This is a genomic window from Streptomyces colwelliae (genome assembly GCF_048158785.1).
Classification (GTDB): Bacteria; Actinomycetota; Actinomycetes; order Streptomycetales; family Streptomycetaceae; genus Streptomyces.
Genome location: NZ_JBLTJC010000042.1, coordinates 22,783 through 44,699, shown reverse-complemented (window position 1 = coordinate 44,699; position 21,917 = coordinate 22,783). Strand labels below are relative to the sequence as shown.

16 protein-coding genes and 1 pseudogene are annotated in these 21,917 nt (G+C 71.5%); 10 read left to right on the top strand and 7 right to left on the bottom strand.

Going from position 1 to position 21,917, the window contains the following annotated elements:
- Positions 1 to 104: 104 nt before the first annotated feature.
- Positions 105 to 2,213 (bottom strand): annotated as a pseudogene (locus ACNFOC_RS12005) (ATP-binding protein); the annotation flags it as partial.
- Positions 2,214 to 2,355: 142 nt separating this feature from the next.
- Positions 2,356 to 3,510 carry a Gfo/Idh/MocA family protein gene (locus tag ACNFOC_RS12000; protein WP_416959090.1) on the bottom strand — a complete coding sequence of 385 codons (1,155 nt, stop codon included), beginning with the start codon at positions 3,508 to 3,510 and terminating at the stop codon, positions 2,356 to 2,358.
- Positions 3,511 to 3,647: 137 nt separating this feature from the next.
- On the opposite strand from ACNFOC_RS12000, the gene ACNFOC_RS11995 reads away from it, so the two are divergent.
- The 6 genes from ACNFOC_RS11995 to ACNFOC_RS11970 all read left to right on the top strand — a co-directional run bounded on the left by ACNFOC_RS11995 (position 3,648) and on the right by ACNFOC_RS11970 (position 10,086).
- On the top strand, positions 3,648 to 4,661 hold the full coding sequence (locus ACNFOC_RS11995; RefSeq protein WP_416959089.1) for a LacI family DNA-binding transcriptional regulator: 1,014 nt from the start codon (positions 3,648 to 3,650) through the stop codon (positions 4,659 to 4,661).
- A 65-nt stretch (positions 4,662 to 4,726) separates the two neighbouring features.
- Positions 4,727 to 6,109: an MATE family efflux transporter gene (locus ACNFOC_RS11990; RefSeq protein ID WP_416959088.1), complete on the top strand. Its 1,383-nt coding sequence runs from the start codon at positions 4,727 to 4,729 to the stop codon at positions 6,107 to 6,109.
- 248 nt (positions 6,110 to 6,357) lie between these two features.
- Positions 6,358 to 7,326, top strand: coding sequence for an RNA polymerase sigma factor (locus tag ACNFOC_RS11985; protein ID WP_416959087.1), 969 nt, complete (start codon positions 6,358 to 6,360; stop codon positions 7,324 to 7,326).
- Between the two features lie 85 nt (positions 7,327 to 7,411).
- Positions 7,412 to 8,335 (top strand): alpha/beta fold hydrolase, encoded by a 924-nt coding sequence (locus tag ACNFOC_RS11980; RefSeq protein WP_416959086.1) that lies wholly within the window; start codon positions 7,412 to 7,414, stop codon positions 8,333 to 8,335.
- A 97-nt stretch (positions 8,336 to 8,432) separates the two neighbouring features.
- Positions 8,433 to 9,122, top strand: a complete 690-nt coding sequence (locus tag ACNFOC_RS11975; RefSeq protein WP_416959085.1) for an alpha/beta fold hydrolase — start codon at positions 8,433 to 8,435, stop codon at positions 9,120 to 9,122.
- Positions 9,123 to 9,234: 112 nt separating this feature from the next.
- A complete protein-coding gene (locus tag ACNFOC_RS11970) occupies positions 9,235 to 10,086 on the top strand; it encodes a GNAT family N-acetyltransferase (RefSeq protein WP_416959084.1) in 852 nt (283 codons plus the stop codon).
- Between the two features lie 10 nt (positions 10,087 to 10,096).
- On the opposite strand, the gene ACNFOC_RS11965 is transcribed toward ACNFOC_RS11970, so the two are convergent.
- Both ACNFOC_RS11965 and ACNFOC_RS11960 read right to left on the bottom strand, forming a co-directional pair.
- On the bottom strand, positions 10,097 to 12,895 hold the full coding sequence (locus ACNFOC_RS11965) for a helix-turn-helix transcriptional regulator (RefSeq protein WP_416959083.1): 2,799 nt from the start codon (positions 12,893 to 12,895) through the stop codon (positions 10,097 to 10,099).
- A gap of 82 nt (positions 12,896 to 12,977) precedes the next feature.
- Positions 12,978 to 14,294 (bottom strand): amidohydrolase family protein, encoded by a 1,317-nt coding sequence (locus tag ACNFOC_RS11960; protein ID WP_416959082.1) that lies wholly within the window; start codon positions 14,292 to 14,294, stop codon positions 12,978 to 12,980.
- Positions 14,295 to 14,452: 158 nt separating this feature from the next.
- Between ACNFOC_RS11960 and ACNFOC_RS11955 the strand changes: the two genes are divergently transcribed.
- A complete protein-coding gene (locus ACNFOC_RS11955) occupies positions 14,453 to 15,397 on the top strand; it encodes a helix-turn-helix transcriptional regulator (RefSeq protein WP_416959081.1) in 945 nt (314 codons plus the stop codon).
- A gap of 126 nt (positions 15,398 to 15,523) precedes the next feature.
- Here the strand turns inward: ACNFOC_RS11955 and ACNFOC_RS11950 are convergent, their stop codons facing one another.
- Together ACNFOC_RS11950 and ACNFOC_RS11945 are read right to left on the bottom strand one after the other, a co-directional pair.
- Positions 15,524 to 16,528, bottom strand: coding sequence for a phosphotriesterase family protein (locus tag ACNFOC_RS11950; protein WP_416959080.1), 1,005 nt, complete (start codon positions 16,526 to 16,528; stop codon positions 15,524 to 15,526).
- A gap of 78 nt (positions 16,529 to 16,606) precedes the next feature.
- The gene (locus tag ACNFOC_RS11945; RefSeq protein WP_416959079.1) at positions 16,607 to 17,308 is read right to left on the bottom strand and encodes an alpha/beta fold hydrolase; all 702 of its coding nucleotides are present in this window, start codon (positions 17,306 to 17,308) and stop codon (positions 16,607 to 16,609) included.
- 265 nt (positions 17,309 to 17,573) lie between these two features.
- On the opposite strand from ACNFOC_RS11945, the gene ACNFOC_RS11940 reads away from it, so the two are divergent.
- Positions 17,574 to 18,587, top strand: a complete 1,014-nt coding sequence (locus tag ACNFOC_RS11940) for a glycoside hydrolase family 26 protein (RefSeq protein ID WP_416959078.1) — start codon at positions 17,574 to 17,576, stop codon at positions 18,585 to 18,587.
- A 99-nt stretch (positions 18,588 to 18,686) separates the two neighbouring features.
- Here the strand turns inward: ACNFOC_RS11940 and ACNFOC_RS11935 are convergent, their stop codons facing one another.
- The gene (locus ACNFOC_RS11935) at positions 18,687 to 19,799 is read right to left on the bottom strand and encodes a glycoside hydrolase family 53 protein (protein ID WP_416959077.1); all 1,113 of its coding nucleotides are present in this window, start codon (positions 19,797 to 19,799) and stop codon (positions 18,687 to 18,689) included.
- A gap of 305 nt (positions 19,800 to 20,104) precedes the next feature.
- On the opposite strand from ACNFOC_RS11935, the gene ACNFOC_RS11930 reads away from it, so the two are divergent.
- Positions 20,105 to 21,040 carry an ABC transporter ATP-binding protein gene (locus ACNFOC_RS11930; RefSeq protein ID WP_416959076.1) on the top strand — a complete coding sequence of 312 codons (936 nt, stop codon included), beginning with the start codon at positions 20,105 to 20,107 and terminating at the stop codon, positions 21,038 to 21,040.
- Positions 21,037 to 21,882: an ABC transporter permease gene (locus ACNFOC_RS11925; protein WP_416959075.1), complete on the top strand. Its 846-nt coding sequence runs from the start codon at positions 21,037 to 21,039 to the stop codon at positions 21,880 to 21,882. Before ACNFOC_RS11930 ends, ACNFOC_RS11925 begins: the two co-directional genes overlap by 4 nt.
- Positions 21,883 to 21,917: the final 35 nt, after the last annotated feature.

Below are 21,917 nucleotides of genomic sequence, written 5' to 3'. Positions count from 1 at the left end.
CCATGATCGCGATCATTCTGGGCTCCTGGCTGGGCAAACTCCTCGACGAGACCGGCATCGCGGGGACGCTCGTCCGCAAGATCGTCGAGTTCGGCGGTGACCGCCGCGGTGGCGGGGCGCGCCGTGGGGATGCCGGGCGGTTCGTCCGCGTCGGCGCGTACGGCGTCCAGGAGTTCGCGGCCCGACATCCGGGCGCCCGCCTCCCGCCACCGCTCGTACGGTTCGGCGCCCAACGCCGCCCGTACCGACCGCTGTTGGGACTCCTGCTCCTCCAGCAGCCGGGGCAGCATGCCGACCGGGTCGCCGCCCAGCCGTCGCGCGTGCTCCGCGTAACCCAGCAGCCAGCAGGCCCTGACGTAGCGCTTCTGCCCGGCCGCGTGCCAGGCGAGGCCCAGGGACGCGAGCGCCGCGACCAGCACCTCGCCGATCTCGCTCGCCGCCTCCAGGCCCCGGCGCAACGCGACCGCGCTCTCCTCGGGCCGGCCGACGAGCCACAGGATGATGCCCTGGACGGTGAGGGTGGAGCCGTACAACTGGCGTTCGCCGCGGCCCTCCAGATACGCCAGGCCCGTCTCGCACCACTCCAGCGCGCGGTCCGTGAAGCCCAACGCGGCGTACAGCAGGGCCCCTTCGTAGTGGACGACGCCGATGCCCAGCGCGTCGTCCGCCGCGATCATCCGCCGGCGGACCGCTTCGAGCGCCGCCGCTCCCTCCTCGACGGCCCCGCCGAGCACCGTCAGGGCGCCCAAGTAGCCCTCGCTGAACAGCTCCACGCGACTCTCGCCGACGCGGCGCGCCACGTCGAGGGCCTGCGGGAACCGGTCCAAGGCCGTCTCCAGATCGGCTGTCCAGATCCCGAACACCCCGGTCATGAACAGCCCCCAGGCCCGCGTCGCGGAGTCCTGCGGGACGAGGCCGAGCCCCTTGTCGATCCAGTACCGGCCCTCCGACAGCGTCCCGGCCGCCCGCCAGTACGCCCCGAGCCGGGTCGCCAGCCACAGTGCGTCGCTCGCCCGTCCCTCGGTGGCGCAGCCGTACTCCAGGGCGGCCCGTACGTCGGCGATCTCCGCCCGTACGGCACGGTGCAGTTGGACCTGGGACCGGCCCATCAGACCGTTCCAGAAGCGGCCGACGAGTTCCTCGTAGTGGGCGAAGTGCCGTTGTCGTACGGCGTCGGCGTCCTCGGTGGCGGCCAGGCGCGCGGTGCCGTACTCGCGGATGGTGTCCAGGAGCCGGTAGCGGCCGCCGTCCTCGCCGATGCGCTGGACGACCGACTTGTCGACGAGCCCGATCAGCGCCTCGACGACCTGCTCGCCGTCGAGTTGGACCGGTCCACCCGGATCGCCGCCCGCGCACACCCGCTCGGCGGCGGACAGTTCGAAGGAACCGGCGAACACCGACAGCCGCGCCCACAGGAGTTGTTCCTGGGGCGTGCACAGGTCGTAGGACCAGTCGATGGCCGCGCGCAGGGTCTGGTGGCGGGTGAGTGCCGTGCGCCGGCCGCCGGTCAGGACCTCGCAGTGGCGGTCCAGACGGGCGACGAGTTCGGAGAGGGGTACGGCCCGCAGGCGGACCGCCGCGAGTTCGAGGGCGAGCGGGATGCCGTCCAGGCGGTCGACGAGGGCGAGGGCGCTCTCCCGGTCGGCGCCGTCCAGGGCGGGACCGCCGGTGACGGCGGCGGCACGCTGCACGAACAGGTCGACTGCGTCCGCGCGGGCCAGCGGAGCGATCGGCAGACAGCGCTCACCGGGCACGTCGAGCGGCTGCCGGCTGGTGGCGAGGACGCTCAGTCCGGGGGCTTCGCGCAGCAGGATGTCGCAGAGCATCGCGCACGCGTCGACCAGGTGTTCGCAGGTGTCGAGGACGATCAGCATCCGCCGGCCGCGCAGATGTTCCACGATGGCGTCCAACGGCGTCATGCCGGACTGCTCGGGCAGTTCGAGGACGCCCGCGAGCGTCGGCGGCACCAACTCCGGGTCGTGCAGCGCCGACAGCTCCACCAGCCGTACTCCATCGGCGAACCGGTCCGCGACCGCGCGGGCCGCCCGTAGTGCCGTACGGCTCTTGCCGACCCCGCCCGGACCGACCAGCGTGACCAGCCGCGACCGCGCCAACTCGGCGTGCAGCACCGCGAGTTCCTCGGTGCGTCCGACGAAGCTGGTCAACTCCACGGGGAGTTGACCGCCCCGCCGCTGTCCGAAGCCGTATCCCATGCCGCCCCCATACCCGTCCGCCAACCGGTCACCACAGCGTAGGCGAGTGACTCCCGAGCGTGAACGGTAGTCGAGTCCGGCGGGTGGGCGCGAGATCGCGCGGGCGCCCGGAGGCGCGCCGATCAGGCGACGCGTGCGCCGTTCACGCCGGGCTCACCCAGCTGCCGGTCTCGACGGAACGCACCATGGCGTCCAGAACCGCCGCACTGCGCACGGCGTCCGGAAGCGTCGCGCCGTACGGCACGCCTTCGGCGACGGAGCGCAGGAAGCGGTACGCCTCGATCACCTTGAGGTCGTCGTAGCCCATCGCGTTCGCCGCACCCGGCTGGAACGCGCCGAACTCGCCGTCGCCCGGGCCGACATACACGGTGGTGACGGGCTGGTCCTGGTAGGTCGTGCCGCGGCTGACCGCCAGCTCGTTCATCCGGCGGAAGTCCCAGAACACCGCGCCCTTGGTGCCGTGCACCTCGAAGCCGTAGTTGTTCTGCTCGCCGACCGAGACCCGGCAGGCCTCCAGGACACCCCGGGCACCGGAGGCGAACCGCAGCAGGCAGTTGACGTAGTCCTCGTTCTCGACCGGGCCCAACTCGCCCCCGGTGGCCAGGGCGTGACCCGCGGTCGCGCCGGTGGGACGAGCCCGCTCGGGCAGGAAGATCGCGGTGTCGGCGGTGAGGGACGCGATGTCGCCGAGAAGGTGGCGGGCCAGGTCCGCGCCGTGCGAGGCCAGGTCGCCCAGGACTCCGTGACCGCCGCGCTCCAGCTCGTAGCGCCAGGTCAGGGCGCCGTCCGGGTGGGCCGCGTAGTCGCTGAAGAGGCGGACGCGGATGTGCGTGACCGTGCCCAGCTCGCCGGAGGCGATCAGGTCGCGGGCGGCCTCCACGGCGGGTGCGTTGCGGTAGTTGAAGCCGACCGCGCCCTGGACGCCGTACTTGCCGACCGCGTCGGCCACGGCGGACGCGTCCGCCGTCGACAGGCCCACCGGCTTCTCGATCCAGATGTGCTTGCCGGCCTCCGCCATCGCGACGCCGATCTCGCGGTGCAGGAAGTTCGGCGCGGTGATGCTCACCGCCTGCACGCGCGGGTCGGCGAGCACCTCGCGCCAGTCACGGGTGGAGGACGCGAAGCCGAACTGCTCGGCGGCCTGCTCGGCCCGCCCGGGGACCTCCTCGGCGACCGTCACGAGCTGCGGCCGCACGGTCAGCTGCGGAAAGTGGTGCGGGACACGGGCGTACGCCTGCGTGTGCACCCGCCCCATCCATCCGAAGCCCACGACGGCAACACCGAGCGAGGTCACCATGACTGCCCTTCTATGGACCGGTCCATAAACTGTCCCCGCCACACTGGAACCCGTTCGTCCTGATGTCAATACCTGACTGTCAACACTGAGTGTCCGCGCCTTTGACAGGGGGCGCGACCGCATGGAACGGTCCAGCCATGAGCGCTCCGACCATCCGTGATGTCGCCGAGCGGGCCGGTGTGTCGAAATCCCTGGTCTCCCTGGTGCTGCGCGGCTCCGAGCAGGTCCGACCGGAGAAACGGCAGGCCGTGCTGGCCGCCGTGGCGGAACTCGGCTACCGGCCGAACGCCGCCGCCCGCAGCCTCAGTGAGCGCCGCACCCGCTCGGTCGGCGTCCTGCTGAACGACCTGCGCAACCCCTGGTTCGTGGAACTCCTCGACGGCCTGGGCTCCCGCCTCCACGAGCGCGGCCTGCACATGATGCTGGCCGACGGCCGCCTCAACCGTCACCTCGGCGAGGACCTCACCCGCATCTTCACGGAACTCCGCGTCGACGGCCTGATCGTGGTGGGCACCCTCCCCGGCTCCGACGAACTCCTCGCCGCCGCGACCCACATCCCCACGGTGGTCGCGGGCGCGGTCGAGCCGGTTCTGCCCCACGTCGACGTCGTGGCCGGCGACGACTCGTACGGCGCCGCCCTGGCCACCGAACACCTCGTCGACCTGGGTCACCGCCGCATCGCCCACATCGCCGGCCAGGGCGTCGCCGGCGAACTCCGCCGCATCTCCTTCGAAGAGGTCATGCACGACCACGGCCTGACCGACCTCGCGACGGTCGAACAGGGCGACCACACGGAGGAGGGCGGCTACCGCGCGATGGTCCGCCTGCTCACCGCCCCGCAACGCCCCACGGCCGTCTTCGCCTTCAACGACATCGCGTGCGTCGGCGCGCTCTCGGCGGCCGAGGAATTGGGCCTCCAGGTGCCTCGGGACCTGTCCCTCGTCGGCTACGACAACACGTACCTCGCGCGCCTACGACACCTCTGGCTCACCACCGTCGACAACGGCAGCCACGACATCGGCCGCCGAGCCGCGCAGCTCCTGGTCGACCGGATGAGGGACCCGCGGAGGGTCGCGGAGACGGTGTTGTCGGAGCCGCGGATCGAGGTGCGGGGGAGCACGGGGCCGCCGCCCGCGACCGTGACGCCGTAGTGACTCGTGCGCATGGCGGTAACTCATGCGCATGGCGCGGTGGTTGACTGGCAGGATGGGCGGGCGTGAGTGGACGCACCGCCTTCATGACCATCGCCAGGGCCGCCGCGCCGCTGTACGTGAGCTCCCTCGCCGCGTCGGCCGGATCGCTCGTCGACACCGCGTTGTTGGGACGGCACGCCACCGTCTCGCTGGCCGCGTTCGCCGTGACGATCGCCGTGTTCAGCCCGGCCACCGCCACCGTGGCGGGGGCGTTGCGCGGGGTGATGCCGTTCGTGGTGCCCCAACGGGACGACCCCGAGGGGTTGTTGCCGCTGGTGCGGAGCGGGATGTGGCTGGCGTTCGCCGTGGGCGGGGTGTGCGCGGCGGCGGTGGCCGGGGTGCCGCTGCTCGGCGGGGCGTTCGGAGTGCCGGGCGCCGTCCTCGACCAACTGGGCCTGTTTCCCTGGATGTTGGCGGGCAGCGTGCTGCTGATCGCCGTCAACTCGTCGGCCTCGTCCGTGCTGGTGGCGCTGGGGCGGTCGGCGCAGGTGATGCGGTCCGGGCTCGTGGGGACCGGCGTGTCCGTGGCGTTGTCGGTGGTGCTGGTCGGAGGACCGGGGGCGCTGCCCGGCTTCGGGCTGGCGGGGGCCGGGGTGGCCATGCTGGTGTCCAGCGCGGTCGGGGCCGGGCTCAACCAGTACGCGTTGCGTCGCCGTACCGTGCTCGCCGGGCGGCCGGTCCGGCCCGGGCGGCCCGATCCGCGCGAGGTGCTGCGGCTGGCCCGGGTCGGGGTGCCGCTCGGGGGGACCGTGCTGGTGAAGTTCTCCGTGCTGGGCGTGCTGACCTTCGCCGCCGCCCGGATCGGGACCGACAGCGCAGCCGTGCACGGCGTCTCCGAGTCTCTGGTGAACGTCGTCTTCACCGCCGCCGTGTCGGTCGGGCAGGCGACGGTGCCGTTGATCGCCGGATATGCCGAGGAACGCGACCTCGCCCGGATCCGGCGCAGTGTGGACGCCGGGATCGGGGTCGCCCTGTGCGCGGTGGGCGTGCTGGGGGCCGTCCTGGTCGTGCTGCGGGACCCGGTGATCGGCCTGTTCACCAGGGACCGGGAGCTGGCGGGCCAGGTCGTACGGCTGTTGCCGCTGGTCCTCGCGGTGGTCGTCACCGATGCCCTCCAGGCCGTGGCGGGCTTCGGGCTCGTCGGGCTCAAGCGCACCGTGCCGAGCCTGGTGTCCACGGCGGTGTGGTTCGGCGTGCTCGCGGCCCTCGCCGTGCCGGTAGCCGACGCGGCGGGACTGGCCGGCCTGTGGACCGCGCTGGCCTGCGCGAACCTCCTCCAGGCCGTGACCAAGTTCGTCTCCTTCCGGCGGCACAGTGGGCGGATCGTCGGTGCGGTCGTCCCGGCGGGAGTGCGGGGCGCGAACACCGGCACGGGTGCGGCGCGGGAGCCCGGTCGGGGGCGCTGAACGGTTCCTGAAGCTCCTTGGCCGTCAACAGGGCATGCCCGCAACGGTCGTAGGGACCGGTCCAAGTAAATCGTTGAACAGTCGCTGAACGTCCTTGGTCCGGGGCGTATCGGCGGTGTGCGGGACCCGGTTGCCGGCAACGGACACCTGGTGCGACGCCCGCCCCGCCGAGTGTTCGCGCGATGTGACGTCACGCGGCGCGCCCATTACGGTCGTACGGACGACGGAGGCACCGGAAGAGGGGCAGCATGAGCAGCCGGGACCTGGGTGAGATCACGCGCATCGAGGACGGGGCGCTCACCCTGGCCGCGCAGGCCGGCGACGTCGCCTCCCTGGGGCTGCTGCTGGAGCGGCACAGGGCCGGGATGCGGGCCGTCGCGGTGAGTGTGCTGGGGCCGGGGCCCGATGTCGACGACGTGGTCCAGGACGCGGCGGTGACCGCGCTCCGGCGCGTGGGGGATGTGCGGGACCCGGAGGCCGTGGGGGCCTGGTTGCGGATGATCGTGCGCAACCATGCCCGTTCGTTGCTGCGGGGAGCCGTCGATCTCCGGCCGCTCGATGATCCGCATGTGCCCGTCACCGAGTCCGGTCCCGAGCGGTGGCTGGAGCGGCACGCCATGCGGGACTGGATCTGGGAGGCGATCGAGGAGCTGTCGCCCGCGCTGCGGTTGCCGCTCGTGCTGCGGCATTTCAGCGTCGGCGTCACGTCGTACGAGCAGATCGCCGAGGCCTGCGGGGTTCCCGTTGGAACGGTCCGCAGCAGGCTCAGTCAGGGGCGGGCCAAGCTCGCGCTGGCCCTCGCCGCCACCGCCGACGCCCCGCACGGTGACGTCGGACGGCGCACCCGTGCCAGCCGGGTCGAGGCGCGCGAGACGCTGGACGCGGCCGAGAGCGGACACTTCGGCAAGCTGCTCGCCGAGCGCTGGTCGCCCGAGGCCGCGCTGGTCCGGGGGAACCAACCAGTGGGCGGCAGAAGCCTGTTGGTGCGCGGGATGGAGTGCGACCTGGAGGCCGGCGTACGGCAGCACCTCGTGCACGCCGTGGCCGGACGGTCGCTCGTCGTCTGGGAGATGGACATCAGCAATCCCGACGACGACCCCGAGCACTGCCCGCCCGCCGTGGCCTGGCTCATGAGTCTGGACGGCGCCGGGCGGGTGCATCGGCTGCGTCTCGTCCATCCCCGGCCGGTGCCCGTCCCCCGTTCCCTTCTCGTGTGACCGGCGTCACGCGATTCATTTCGAACTTCGTCCTCCCTCCCGCGTCCTGTCCGTGTCATCGCCGTATGCCGAACAGGGAGATCCCATGAGCACCACCGCCTCGACCGACCCGCTCGCCACCGGGACCCACACCGTCGAGATCGACGGAGTCACGCAGAGCTACCACGTCCACGGCACCGGACCGGTCTGCGTCGCGCACTCCGGCGGACCGGGGATCTTCTGGGAGTACCTGCGCATGCCCGAGCTGGAGGAGCACCTCACGGTCGTCTACCCGGAGCCCGTCGGCACCGGCGCCTCCGGCCGGCTGCCCGCCCACCCGCACGGCTACACCCGGGCCCGCTACAGCCGCTTCCTCACGAAGCTGATCGAGCACCTCGGCGTCCCCGAGGTGCACCTCCTCGGGCACTCGCACGGCGGTTTCGTCGCCCAGTACCACGCCCTGCACCACCCCGACCGCATCGCCGGCGTGATCCTCTACGACAGCGCTCCGGTGACCGGTCCCGAGCACGGCGCCGAGGCCATGCGCCTGGTGCAGGAGTTCGCCGCCCGGCACGCCGACAACCCCAAGCTCCCCGAGGTCGTCGAGGCGTTCCAGAACATCCCCACCATCTCCGACGACGCGCAGATGACCGCCGTGGCCCGGGGGCTGTTCCCCGCGTACTTCGCCGACTTCTGGGGCCGGGAGGCCGAGTTCGGCCCCGCGCGCGCAGCCGTGGTGGCCACCCACATCTCCGGGCTGGACGAGGACCTCACCCCGGACGTCATCGACGACCGCGCCGATCTCGGCTCGCTCACCGTGCCGGCCCTCGTCCTCGTCGGCCGCCACGACTTCATCTGCGGGGTGCGCTGGGCGGAGGAGCTGCACGAGCTCATCCCGGGTTCGGAGCTGGTGATCCTGGAGAACAGCGGGCACTTCGGTCACCTGGAGGAACCGGACGCCTTCGCGAAGGCGGTGACGGCCTTCGTCGAGGCCCGCGTCGGCGACGCCGGGACACCCGCCGGCAACTAGGCCATGTGCAACTAGGTCATTTGGTCGAAGCCTCGACGGACGGTCCGGCCTAGCGTGGACGTGTCAGCAGGGTTTCCGACAAACAAGGAGCTACGGCATGAGTGCCGTGAAGAACATCGTTCTCGTGCATGGCGGATTCGTCGACGGTTCCGGCTGGCAGTCCGTGCACCGCCTGCTCACCCAGGACGGGTACAACGTCAGCGTCGTGCAGAACCCGACCGTGTCCCTCGTCGACGACGTCGCCGTCACGCAGCGGGTCCTCGACGCCCTGGACGGCCCGGCGGTCCTCGTCGGCCACTCCTACGGCGGCGCCGTGATCACCGAAGCCGGCCGGCACGAGGGGGTCGCCGCGCTCGTCTACGTCGCGGCCTTCGCGCCGGACAAGGACGAGTCCGTCGGCACGCTGGTCGCCGACCCGGCGCCCGGCGCGCCCGTGCCGCCGATCCTGCCGCCCGTCGACGGCTTCCTCTTCCTGGACCGTGACAAGTTCGCCGCGTCCTTCGCGGGCGACCTGCCGGCCGAGGACGCGGCGTTCCTGGCCGACTCGCAGGTTCCGTGGGGCCTGGAGGCGCTGGGCGGAACGATCACCGAGCCCGCCTGGCGCACCAAGCCCAGCTGGTACCTCGTCGCGACCGACGACCACATGATCCCGCCGCCGGTCCAGCACCAGATGGCCGAGCGCGCCGGCGCCACCGTGACCGAGGCCGCCGGCAGCCACGCGATCTATGTCTCCCAGCCCGCCGCGGTGGCGGACCTCATCAAGCGGGCCGCGGCCCACCAGGCCTGATGTCCCATCCCTGACCACCTGTCAACTCCCCGCTTCAGCCCGCCTGTTCACAGGCGGGCTGTCCGCGTCGCTTCCCGGGAGACCCCGGGATGACCGAGAGGCAACCAGAACCATGACGACCGTCGTCCAGCCGTCCGTCGCCGAACAGTCCGAGGCGGAGGCCCTCTACCGATTCCAGACGGAGACCCCCGAGTCCGTCCGTACCGCGCTGGGCATGACCGCCACCCGGATCGGCGGCGGTGTCGTGCTGTCCATGCGCGACGACATCACCCGCTTCTGGAGCAAGGCCCTCGGCTTCGGCGTCACCGAGCCCGTCACCGCCCGACTCGTCGAAGAGGTCTGCGACTTCTACCGCGCGGCACGCACCCCGCAGGCCGCCTTCCAGATCGCGCCCGCCTTCCTGCCCGAGGACTGGCCGGAGATCTGCGCGCGGGAGGGCATCGTCCAGTCCTCGTCCTGGGTGAAACTCGTCTGCTCGACCGAGGAAGCCGTCGCCCGCGCCGACGCCCTGGACGTACCGCCCGACGGCATCAGCGTCACCCCGCTGGAGGCCCAACACGCCCTGGAATGGGGCACGGTGATGATGCGGGCCTTCGGAATGCCGGTCGAGCACTACGCCGAGATGGGCGCCGCGACCGTGTCCCAGCCTGGCTGGCATCCCTACGGGGCCTGGCTGGAGGGCGAGTTGGTCGGCACCGGCACCATGCTCGTCCGCGGAGACACCGCGCAGATGTTCGCCGGCGCCGTACTGCCCCACGCACGCGGACGCGGCGGCCAGACCGCCCTGCTCGCCGCCCGGGCCCGCCAGGCACAGAAGTCGGGGTGCCGTGTCCTCATCGCCGAGACCGGTACCGAGGAGCCGGGCACCCACAACAGCTCCCTGCACAACATGCTCCGCCTCGGCTTCGAGGTGGCCTACGAACGCCCCAACTGGACCTGGAAGTCGGCACCCGACGCGAACTGAGCGGGAGACGTCACGGCATCGGGCCGGTCAGCGCGTCGCGCAGGCCGCCCCGAGAGGTGACGTTCAACTTCCGGAAGACACTGCGGAGATGGGCCGCCACCGTGCGCGGCGACAGGAAGAGCCGCGCGGCGATCTGCTTGTTCGTCAGCCCGGTGGCGGCCAGTTGGGCCGCCACCCGCTCCTGCGGAGTCAGCAGCGCGTGCCGGTCCCGGTCCTCGGACTCGACGGGCCTGAGCGGCTTGACGGGGATTCCGCTCGCCCGCAGCTCGCCCGCCGCCCGCGCACTCCACGGGGCCGCGCCGAGCCGCTCGAACGTGCCGAGCGCCGCGTCCAGGTGCACACGGGCCGCGCCACCCGCCTTGGCACGGCGCAGTCGCTCGCCGTACGCCAGGCAGATCCGCGCCCAGTCGAACGGCCAGCGCTCGGCGCCCGGCGTCGCGATGGCTGCCTCGAACAGGCTGTGGTCGATGACGTCCGGGTTCGACATCGCCTCGCAGGCGTCCGTCAGCATGGCCAACCGGGGTGAGAGCGAAGGGATGTCGGTCCCGCGGACCGCCGCGATGTGCGCGGCCGCCTCCTCGTGGTGGTCGGTGTGCACGGCGGCCTCGGCGAAGTCCAGCGGGAGCCACAGAGCGTGCGGCATGAACCTCGGCACCTCGCCGGGTGCGACGAGGGCGCGCAGCAGGCGATAAGCGGCGTCGAAGTCCGCGTCGCCCAGCGCCGACAGGGCCCGGATGTGCGCGGCGTAGACCCGCAACGCCCCCAGCCCCCGCGGGTTGCCCCAGGACACGAGCCGGTCCGCGATCTCGCGGGCGGTGTCGCCGTCGCCGCGCGCGGCGGCCACAAGTCCTCGCTGGAAGTGGCCTGTCGAGGCCGTCAGCCGGTAGTCGTACGTCTCGCACCAGCCGAGGCCCTCTTCGGTGATCTCCAGCAGCTCGTCCCACTGGCCGCCGGCGTAGGCGTCGTTGGCCAGCAGGAACTGCGCCTGGATCGCCAGAGCCACGGCCCCGCCGTCGCGGCCGTCGTCGACGACCCGGCGCAGCGCGCTGCGGCAGCCCGGGAGGCGGTCGATGTAGGAGGCGGACAGCGCGACGCCGAAGACCCGTACGGGATCGGTCTGTTGGTGCAGGCCGGAGACGAGGTGGTCGAGCCGGTCGAGGAAGGGCAGCGCGCCGTACGCCGGATCGGCGAAGGCGCCCAGGATCACCGGCAGCAGACGACGCGACGTGGGCGGACGCCGACGCTTCACGACGTCCTCGAAGGAGTGCCACAGTTCCGGCCGGCCGCCGTAGAAGCACACCATGAGAAGGGTGTTGAGGGCTTCGCGGAAGATGTCCTCGACCGACTCCCCGTCCCCGGGCCAGACATGGGTCTCGATGGCGCCGATGAGCAGCCGGTGGGCGGTGTCCACATCGCCCTCGCCGTTGAGGAGCCGGCTGGCCGCGGCGGTGGCGGCGGCGAGGGAGCCGACGCCGGACGGGTCGGCGTGGCCGGCGTTGTCCAGCAGCGCGCGCACATTGCGCAGATCGCCGGTGATGTTGGCGCCCAGACAGGCAGCCTCCGCCAGCCGACGGGCCTTGGCCGTGCCCGTGCCGCTCAACTCCGAGGCGCGCAGCAGGGTGGTGATGGCGCCGACGGCGTCACCGCGGCGCAGGGTGCGGTACGCCACCTCGTGCAGCAGGGCGGCGACCTCGTCGTCGGGGCCGACGGCCGCGTCGGCGAGGTGCCGGGCCCGGTGCTCGGAGCCCTCGGGGAGCTCGGCGGCGAGGGCCAGTTGCGCCCACCGGCGCTCCTCGCTGGTCGCCAGCTCCATCACCGCGGAACGGGTCAGCGGATGCCGGAACTCCAGCCTGCCCGTGACACCGTCGACCTGCACGAGTCCGGCCCGCTCGGCGGGGGACAGCCCGGCGAGACCGTCCGGCAGTCCCAACGCCCGCTGGAGGATGTGCAGTTCACCCGAGCCGTCCAGCACGGCGAGCAGGAGCAGCTTGCGGGTCGCGGCCGGGAGCGCGGCGACCCGGGTGGAGAAGATGCCCTTGAGGCGCTCGGTCAACGGCAGTACGGCGGGCAGGGTGCCCCGCTCCGTCTGCTGCAAGTCGTTGAGGGGGACGGGCAGTTCCAGCAGCGCCAGGGGATTGCCCCGGGCCTCCGCGACCAGCCGACGGCGCACCCTGGCCGCCATCGCCGGGAACCGCTCGGCCACCAGCTCGTTCGCCGAGACCTCGTCCAGGGGCCCGACCTCGTACTCCGGTATCCCGATGTTGCTCAGGAAGGACTCGTCGCCGGTCCGGGCCGCGCCCAGCAGACCGATGGGCTCGGTGTGCAGGGAGCGGGCGACGGTCCCCAGGACCGTGGCGCTGGGCCGGTCCACCCACGCCACGTCGTCGACGATCAGCGCGAGTGGACCGGTCCCGGCGACGGTCCGGGCCAGCAGGGCGTGCACGGCGTTGGCGATGGCGAGCAGTTCGGCCGGCTGCTCCTCGGACAGCCCGCGGACCGCCTGGAGGGTCTCCGCCTGCCGCGCGGGCAACGCGGGAAGCCCGTCGGCCAGCGGTTGCAGCAACTGGTTCAACGCCGAGAAGCCGACGCCCCGCCGGAACGGGCAGCCGGCGACCCGCAGCACCCGGAAGCCGGCCTCGGCCGCGCGCAGCGCCGCGGCGTCCAGCAGCGCGGTCTTGCCCACCCCGGCCTCCCCGGTCAGCATCAGCGCGGTCTGCCGCACGAGGGCGGTGCCGAAGTGCGCGTCGAGGACGGCCAGTTCGGCCGAACGTCCGACGAGGGCCGGCGGGGTGAGGGATGCCGATGCCATGACGCCTCCCGTAGTGGTCGAGCAGGAACAGGAACTGCCAAGTCGAGCGGGAACAGGAACTGCCAAAACGTCCGGTGCCGGTCTACACGAGGTGTGCGGCTGCCTCGAAGGCGGCGTGCTGGGCGGCGGCGCGGTCCACCGTGACCGTCTCGCCGCCCACGACGACGGCCTCGCCCGCGACCCAGACGTCCTGGACCGCGCGGGAACCGGCCGCCCACATGAGGTTGGCGAGCAGCCGGCCGTCCTCGACGTCGAGGCCCGCGGTGAAGTGCGGTCCGTCCACGGAGAGGTGGATCATGTCCGCCCAGTTTCCCGGGCGGAGGGCCCCGATGTCGGTCCGGCCCAGGGCCGCGGCTCCGGCCGAGGTCGCCATGAGGAAGGCGTCCGCGGCGGTGAGCGCCATGGCGTCGGCGGTGGCGAGCCGGCTGAACATCATCGCGAGGCGGGACTCCTCCCACAGGTCGAGGTCGTCGTTGCTCGCGGGCCCGTCGGTGCCGAGGCCGACGGGGACGGACGCGGCGCGCAGAGCGTGCAAGTCGGCGATGCCGGAGGCGAGTTTGGCGTTCGAGCCCGGGCAGTGCGCGACACCGGCACCCGCCTCGGCGAGCAGCCGGACGTCGTCGGCGGAGAGATGCACGGCGTGGGCCGCGAGCAGCCGCCCGTCCAACAGGCCCGTTTCCTTGAGCAGTTGAGGAACCGAGCCGTGCAACTCCCTCTGGGCGGCGTCCTCGGCGAGGGTCTCGGCGACATGGATGTGCACCAGCGCGCCGCGCTGTGCCGCCTCCTCCGCCGTGGCGCGCAGTGCCTCCGGCGGCAGGGTGTAGGCGGAGTGCGGCCCGTAGCAGAGCTCGACGCGCTCACCGGGCCCGAAGCGCAGGCCGTCCGTGTCGATCCACTTGCCGATGGCCGCGAGATCGGTGTTCCAGTCGTCGCCGGGCCGGTCGAAGTAGGCGGGCGCGATCAGGACCCGGCTCCCGGCTTCCAGAGCCGCGTCGGCCACCTGCTCGGCGTGCGCGTACATCTCGGCGCTGGTCGTCACGCCGAAGCGCAGCATCTCGACGCAGCCCAGGAGCATGCCCGCGCGGGCGTCCCGGGGGCGCATGCGGGCCTCGGCGGGCCAGACGGCGTCCTGGAGCCAGGATGCCAGCGGGAGGTCGCCGCCGAGTCCCCGCAGGAGGGTCATCGGGGAGTGCGCGTGGGTGTTGACCAGGCCCGGAGCGAGGATGCCGGACAGGGAGACGACCGGAACGCCGGACGGGAGCGGGGGAGCGGCGGCGGCCGTACCGCAGTAGGTGATGCGGCCGTCCGCGCCGACGTCGACCACGGCGTCGCGCAGGACGGAACAGGACGGGTCGGCCGGGAGGACCACGGGGGCGAGGAAACGCCGTGGTACGGACATGGGAGAGCTCGCTTCCGGATGGAGTACTGGCAACACGAACACGATGCGGGACCGGTCCAAAGGTTCGATCCCGGCGGCGTGAACTCGATCACAGGGGCAGGGAAACGGAGCGCTCCGCTGTCATGACCATCGCCGGATTCGGGTGCATAGGATGAGGTGTGTCCTCCTGGAGCCAAGCCCTGACCTTCTCCTCCGCGAGTGCCTGGGACGAGGTCTTCACCGACTTCCACGGCGCGAGCAGCATCAAAGTGCCCGATCGCGACGCCCCGTGGACCGGGCGGCTGGAGTGGCAGCGGTCGAAGACCTACGGTCTCGCGCAGTGTTCGGGCGGTGAGGAAGTGGTCCACCGGGACACCCGGCACATCCGCACCGATCCCCGCGGCACGCACGAACTCCTCGTCCCGCTCGCCGGGTCGGCCTGGGTGGAGCAGGCCGGGGCGTCCGGCGAGATCAGGCCCGGCGTCATGGCGCTGTGCGACATGGACCGGCCCCTGACGTTCGCGCACGGCACCGACCTCCGCAGCATCTCCCTGATCGTGACCGGCCGGAACCTCTCCGCGCGCAGCCCGCTCGCCGCCGGGGGACCGCAGTTGCTCCACGGCGACCGCGGACTCGGCCGTGTCGTACGGCGGTTGATCACCACCCTGCACGAGGAGCGCGAGCACCTATCCGAGACGACCTTCGACGTCGCCTGCGACCGGCTGCTCGACATGGTGTGCCTGGCCGTGGAGGGCGGCGTCGACTCGGCGCCCACCGGCCAGCGGGCGAGCGTCGAGGCCGCGATCCGGCGCCACATTCGCGAGCACGCCAGCGACCGTGACCTCGACGTCGTGGGCATCGCGCGGGCGCTCGGCTGGTCCGCGCGCTACGTCCAGCAGGTGCTCCAGGCCGCAGGCACCACCTCGCGCGACCTGATCCGCCGCGAACGGCTGAACGTCGCCAGAACCCGCCTGGCGAGCGCGAGTTGGACGACGTACTCGATCGCGGAGATCGCCCACGCCAGCGGCTTCGGCAGCCACGCCTCGTTCGCCACCGCGTTCCGCGCGGAGTTCGGGATGACTCCGCGCGAAGCGCGGCGCAACGGCCAGGAGTCGGCCAAGTGAGGCGCGACAGCTGGGAGTTGGCCAAGTGGGGGCGATAGCCGGAGGGTTGGCCAAGTGCGTCGTAGCGGCCAGGAGTCGGCCAAGTGGGGTGCAACGGCTGGGAGTTGGCCAAGCGAGGCGTAGTGGCTAGGAGTCGGCCGGGGTGAAGTACCGCCGCGGATTGTCGACCAGCATGGTGGTGAGCTGGGCCTCCGTGACACCGGCGGTGCGCAGCGCCGGGAGTACCGCGTCGTGCAGATGGGTGTGGTGCCAGTTGGGCGCGATCTGCTCCCGTACGCCCGGCGGGAACCAGTCGATGTGGCAGGACGCGTCGTGCGACAGGACCATCCGCTCCGCGAACCCCTCCCGGGCGAGGGCCGCGACGGTCGCCACCCGCTGGTCCTCGGGCAGCAGGACGTCGAGACCGAAGCGGTCCATACCGACGTACGAGCCGTTGTCGATGAGCTGGTGCAGATAGTCCAGGTCGGCGGTGTCACCGCTGTGCCCGATGACGACGGCCCCCAGGTCCACACCCTCGCTGCGCAGCACGTCCTGCGCGACAAGTCCCGTACGAGCGACGGCACTTGTGTGCACCGTGATCGGAGCGCCGGTGCGCAGATGGGCCTGCGCCACCGCGCGCATCACCCGCTCCACGCCCGGGGTGAGTTCGCCCTCGATCGCGCACTTCAGGAACGCGGCCCTGATGCCGGTGTCCGCGATGCCCTCGGTCAGTTCGCGGACGAACAGGTCGGTCATGCCCTCGGGGCCGCCGAGCAGGGTGCCCGGGCCGTGGTACCGGAAGAAGTCCGGGATGTCGGCGAGCGTGTAGATGCCGGTCGCCGCAACGATGTTGAGGTCCACCTGCGCGTTCACCAGGGCGACGCGGGCCACGTTGCGGCCGAGTCCGATGACGGTCGGGTCGACGAGTGTGGAGACACCGGTCGCGGCGAGCGCCTTCAGCCGGGAGACGGCGTCGGCGACGCGTTCCTCTTCGTCCCAGGTCTCGGGGAGGCTCTGCCGGAGCTCTTCGCTGACGACGAAGACGTGTTCGTGCATCAGGACGGAACCGAGGTCGGTCACGGGAACGGGGCCACGAATGGTCTGCACCTGGGGGACTGGAGAGGCGGACTGGGGGACTTGAGGGGTCGTCATGCTGATCCTTCTGTGCGTGCCCGGTATGCGCCCGGTGAACGGGCGGCCGAGGGTGGGGAGTTGTGTGGGCAGGGAGCGTCAGTCGTCGGCGCAGCCGGCCGCGGCCTGCCTGATGAGGTCGGCCACGGCGTCCGGCCGGGACACGTACACGGAGTGACTGGCGTCGGTCCCGGTGACCGTGCTGCCCGCCCGCCGGGCCATGGCCCGCTGCGCGGAAGGCGGGATCATGTGGTCGTCGGTCGCGACGAGGTACCAGCTCGGCTTGTGCCGCCAGGCAGGTTCGCCGATGGCGCCGCCGAGTGCGTCGAGCCCCCACGGCACCTGCGAGTCGGCCATGAACTCGGCCTCGGTGACCGGGAGATCGGCCGCGAAGGACGCGTGGAACTTGTCCCGGTCCAAGAGCAGGAACCCGTCGACCGGCGGCAGGATCGGCGGCACCGGCGCGCCCGGCGCCGGGTCGGCGATCAACGTGGTGACGGACTCGCCCTTGTCGGGCGCGAACGCCGCGACGTACACGAGCCCGGCGACCCGCTCGTGATTGCCGGCCTCGGTGACGACGGCCCCGCCGTAGGAGTGCCCGACCAGAATCGCCGGCCCGTCCAGCGCGTTCAGGACCCGTTCGGTCACCGCGACATCGCCCGCGAGGGACAGCGTCGGATGCTGTACGACGCTCACCCGGAACCCGTCGCCCGTCAGCAGCCGGTGCACCTCCCGCCACCCGGAGCCGTCCACGAACCCGCCGTGGACGAGCACCACGTTCTTCACCCGTTCCGCATTCATGGAGCCGACTCTTCCAAGGGCACACGGGTGCGGTCTTTCGCGTCGGCGCGCAGTCCTTTCGCGGGAGCGTGATCCCGGCAGAGGCGGAAAGAGGTCGCGAGGAATCCCCGGCCGACACAGTCCTTCACGTTCGGCGGTCATATCGCCCATAGGGCGCTACGTCACCATCTTCCGCCCCACGCTGATACGTTGCTCGGGCGTCGGAGCAACCCCACACGCGCCGCATCCGACGCCCCCACACCTCCCCCCGAAGAAGGAGAGCCGAGTGGCCCCGCACGGGACGCGCCGCGGCCTGCCGGCCCTGTTCACCGTCGCCCTCGCGCTCGTGCTGCTGGCCGGCCCGGCCTGTGTACCCGGCGTCGAATCCCCGCCCCCGCCCGCGAGAACCGCCCCGGCGCAGGCGTCCGGCCCGCCCACGGTCTACGGCGCCTACGTCGGTTACGGCGCCGACGCCGTGCGGCGGGTCGCGGAGTTCGGTGCCTGGCTCGGGCGGCCCGAACCCCGGGTCGGGCACGCCTATCTGCCCGGGGAGAACTGGAGCGACATCGAGGGCGCTTCCAACGACCTTGCCCCGTGGGCCGACTGGCGCCGGGAGGAGCAGGACCGGCTGCTCGTGCTCAACGTGCCGATGCTGGACCGCAACGAGGACCACCTGCCCGACAGCGTGGTCCGCGCCGAACTGAGGGACGGGGCGGACGGACGGTACGACGACCACTTCCGCGCCCTCGCCCGGCGGCTGGTCCAACTAGGCGTGTCCGACACGGAGATCGTCCTCGGCTGGGAGATGAACGGCACCACCTACACCCACCGCTGCGCGCCCGATCCCGCCTCCTGGAAGCGCTACTGGACGCGGATCGTCACCGCGATGCGATCCGTCCCCGGGCAGCGCTTCCGCTTCGACTTCACCCCGACCCGCGGCCGCGACGCGATCCCCTGGACCGACTGCTACCCCGGCGACGACTACGTCGACGTCATCGGCATGGACGCGTACGACGCCCCGCGCGGTCTGCCCTTCTCGCAGCAACTGACCGAGCCCTACGGGCTGTTGGCCCAGGTCGACTTCGCCCGCGCCCACCACAAGCCCATCGCCTACCCCGAGTGGGGCCTGTTCGAGAACGGCGACAACCCCACCTACATGCGCGGCATGCTCACCTGGATGGCCGGCCGGCGCCCGCTCTACCAGACCATCAGCGACTACTGCCCCCACGGCGTCTGGCGCTGCCGCGACAACCCCAAGTCCTCGGCCGTATACAGGGCACTGACGGATCATCAGCCGTGAGCGCAGCGGAGAGCGGCACCGCCTGGACCGGCGGTACCGCTCTCCGTCGTAGACGCGGAAGTAGACGCAGAAGTAGAGGTAGAGCTCCCAACTACCTTGCTACGGCGTCCACTTCACGTTCGGATTCACCTGGCCGGTCCAGTTGAAGATCGCCATGTTGTCCCAGCCGTCCCCGCTGCCCGAGATGTTGGCCGGGTCCCAGCCGTTGCCCGTGACCGCGTACCAGGTCGGCTCCCAGTAGAAGACGCCGATCGCGCCCGCGCTCCGGGCCGTGTTCTGCACCGCCGTGAACTCCGCGCCCTGGCCCGCCCACGTGAGCGGATAGCCCGAGCAGCCCGAAGTCACCGAGTTCGCCGTACTGTCCGCGTCGGACGTCGTGAACGGGTAGGCCGTCTCCGCGATGATGACGTCCTTGCCGTAGCGCGACTTCATGTCCGAGACGACGCTGCCCATGTTGGCCAGCGTGCCGTGCCACATGCAGTAGTAACTCAGCCCGGTGATGTCCCAGTTGACGCCCTGCGCCTTGATGCCGTCGTAGAACCAGCGGGCGTTCGAGTCGCTGTCCGCGTCGGCCGTGTGGATGATCACCTGGGTGGAACTGTTGCACGCCTTGGTCGCGTTGTACCCCGACTTGAGCAGCAGGCCGAGGTTGGTGAAGCTGTTGTTGACGACCTTGCCGTCGTCCCACAGCATGCCGACGTTGATCTCGTTGCCGATCTGCACGCTGTCCGGGGTGGTCCCCTGGGACTTGAGGCTGTTGCAGACGTCGTAGGTGTAGTTGTAGACGTCGGTCTGGAGCGCGCTGATGCCGTGGCTCGACCAGGCCGCCGGCTTGTACTGCTTGCCGGGGTCGGCCCAGGTGTCCGAGTAGTGGAAGTCGATCAGCAGCTTGAGGCCCTTGGCCTTCACCTGCTTCGCGTACGCCAGCACCTTGGCCTTGTTGTTGTAGCCGCTGGCGGGGTTGTTCCAGATCCGCAGGCGGACGTAGTTGACGCCGGCGCCCTTGAGGATGTCGAGCGGGTCCTTGGCGGTCCCGCTGGAGTCGTAGTACTTGGCGCCCAGGTCGATGGCGCGCTGTGCGGACGAGACGTCCGCGCCGAGCATGGTGAGCGAGTTCGCGGCGGCGGCGTTCGTGGGGGTGAGCATCGCCGCCGGCAGGGCGACTGCGGCCAGCAGCAAGGCGGCCTTCACTATGCGGCCCGGGATTTTCACGGGGTACCCGACCTCCTTGGGTCGACTGACATGCGCATGCGGGTTGGTTCTGAGAACGTTCACAGTAGGAGAGGTAACAGGCACTGTAAATATGTGTGTCGGTTGTATTTCCCGCAGTTGGTGGGCGTGACGTGTGTGCGAGTGGGGTGGGAACGTACACAACCAGGAGCGCACAGTGGTACCGCGGTACTACGCCCGCGCCCTCAATGACCCCCCGGTACGACGGTTTCGAGCCCCCCGCGCTCCTAGCGTTGCCGGTGGGAAAGCCCAGTGGGGGCGGCGGCACGTGAGCGTGAGGGAAACCGATGATCGAGGCACACCAACTGACGAAGCGGTACGGGGAGAAGACGGCGGTCGACCGGCTGGACTTCGTCGTCCGGCCCGGCACCGTCACCGGCTTCCTGGGCCCCAACGGCGCCGGGAAATCCACCACGATGCGCATGATCGTCGGCCTGGACGCACCCACCAGCGGCACCGTCACGGTCAACGGCAAGCCCTACGCCGAGCACGGTGCGCCGCTCCAGGAGGTCGGCGCACTCCTTGAGGCCAAGTCCATCCACCCCGGCCGCTCCGCGTTCGACCACCTGATGGCACAGGCCCACACGCACGGCATCCCGCGTCGCCGGGTCGACGAGGTCATCGAGCTGACCGGGCTCCAGTCCGTGGCCAAGAAGCGGGCCGGCGCCTTCTCCCTCGGCATGGGCCAACGGCTCGGCATCGCCGCAGCGTTGCTCGGCGACCCGGCGACCGTGATGCTCGACGAACCGGTCAACGGCCTTGATCCCGAAGGAGTGTTGTGGATCCGCAACCTGCTGACCGGGCTCGCGGCGGACGGCCGTACTGTCTTCGTCTCCTCGCATCTGATGAGTGAAATGGCGCTGGTCGCCGACCACTTGATCGTCGTCGGACGGGGGCGGCTGCTCGCCGACACCACCGTGCAGGACCTGGTCCGGCACGCGGGCGGCGACACCGTCACCGTGGCCTCCGAGCAACCGGCCAGGCTGCGCGAGGTCCTCGCCGGTCCCGGTGTCGAGATCAGCGGCGAGGTCGGCTCCGAGGAGCTGCACGTCACCGGGCTGACCGCGCGGGCCATCGGCTTCAAGGCCGCCGAGCACGGCATCCCGCTCTTCGAACTCAGCGCGCGGACCGTCTCGTTGGAGCAGGCGTTCATGGACCTGACCCGGGACGCCGTCGAGTACCACGGCTCCACCACCGTCGAGACCCCCGGGAGGGCCGCGTGAGCACCATCACCGCGACCGACAGCGCCGCACCCGCACCGGTGAAGCCGGCCCGTCCGCCGTACAAGGTCACCGGGCGCCGGGTGCTGCGCTCCGAGTGGGCCAAGCTGTGGTCCCTGCGCTCCACCTGGATCACCCTGGGCCTGGGCCTGCTGTTCCTGATCGCGTTCGGTCTGATAGCGGCCGCGCACTACAAGTCGTCCTACAGCGACGGACATCTGCGACAGGACGACGCGAACTCCACCGCGCTCGACCTCTCCCTCTTCGGTACGAACTTCGCGCAGCTCGCGCTCGGTGTACTGGGCGTCCTGGTCACCGCCGGCGAGTACTCGACCGGCATGATCCGCTCCACGCTGGCCGCCGTGCCGCGCCGGCTGCCGGTGCTGTGGTCCAAGGCCGCCGTGTTCGGCGTGGTCGCGTTCGGCATCGCCCTCGTCGGGGTGTTCGTCGCGTTCCCGATCGTGAGCGGCATCGTCTCCGGCACCCCGGCCGCCCTCACGTTCTCCCACTCCGGAGTCGTCCGCAGCCTGCTCGGCGCCGGTCTCTACCTCGGCCTGGTCGGTGTGATCGGCACCGCGCTGGGCGCGCTGCTGCGCTCGGTCGCCGGGGGCATCTCGGTCCTCGTCGCCACGTTCATGCTGGTGCCGGGCCTGATCTCGCTGCTGCCCAGCTCCTGGCAGGACGACATCAGCCCCTATCTGCCGAGCAACGCGGGCCAGGCGATGTTCGCGCTGACCCACGACTCGACGACCCTGTCACCCACCGCCGGACTCCTGGTCTTCCTCGGTTGGACCGCGCTCGCGCTGGCCGGGGCCGCCTACCGGCTGGTGCGGACGGACGCCTGAGGTACGTGGGGCCGGGTGTCCGACGCCCGAACGTC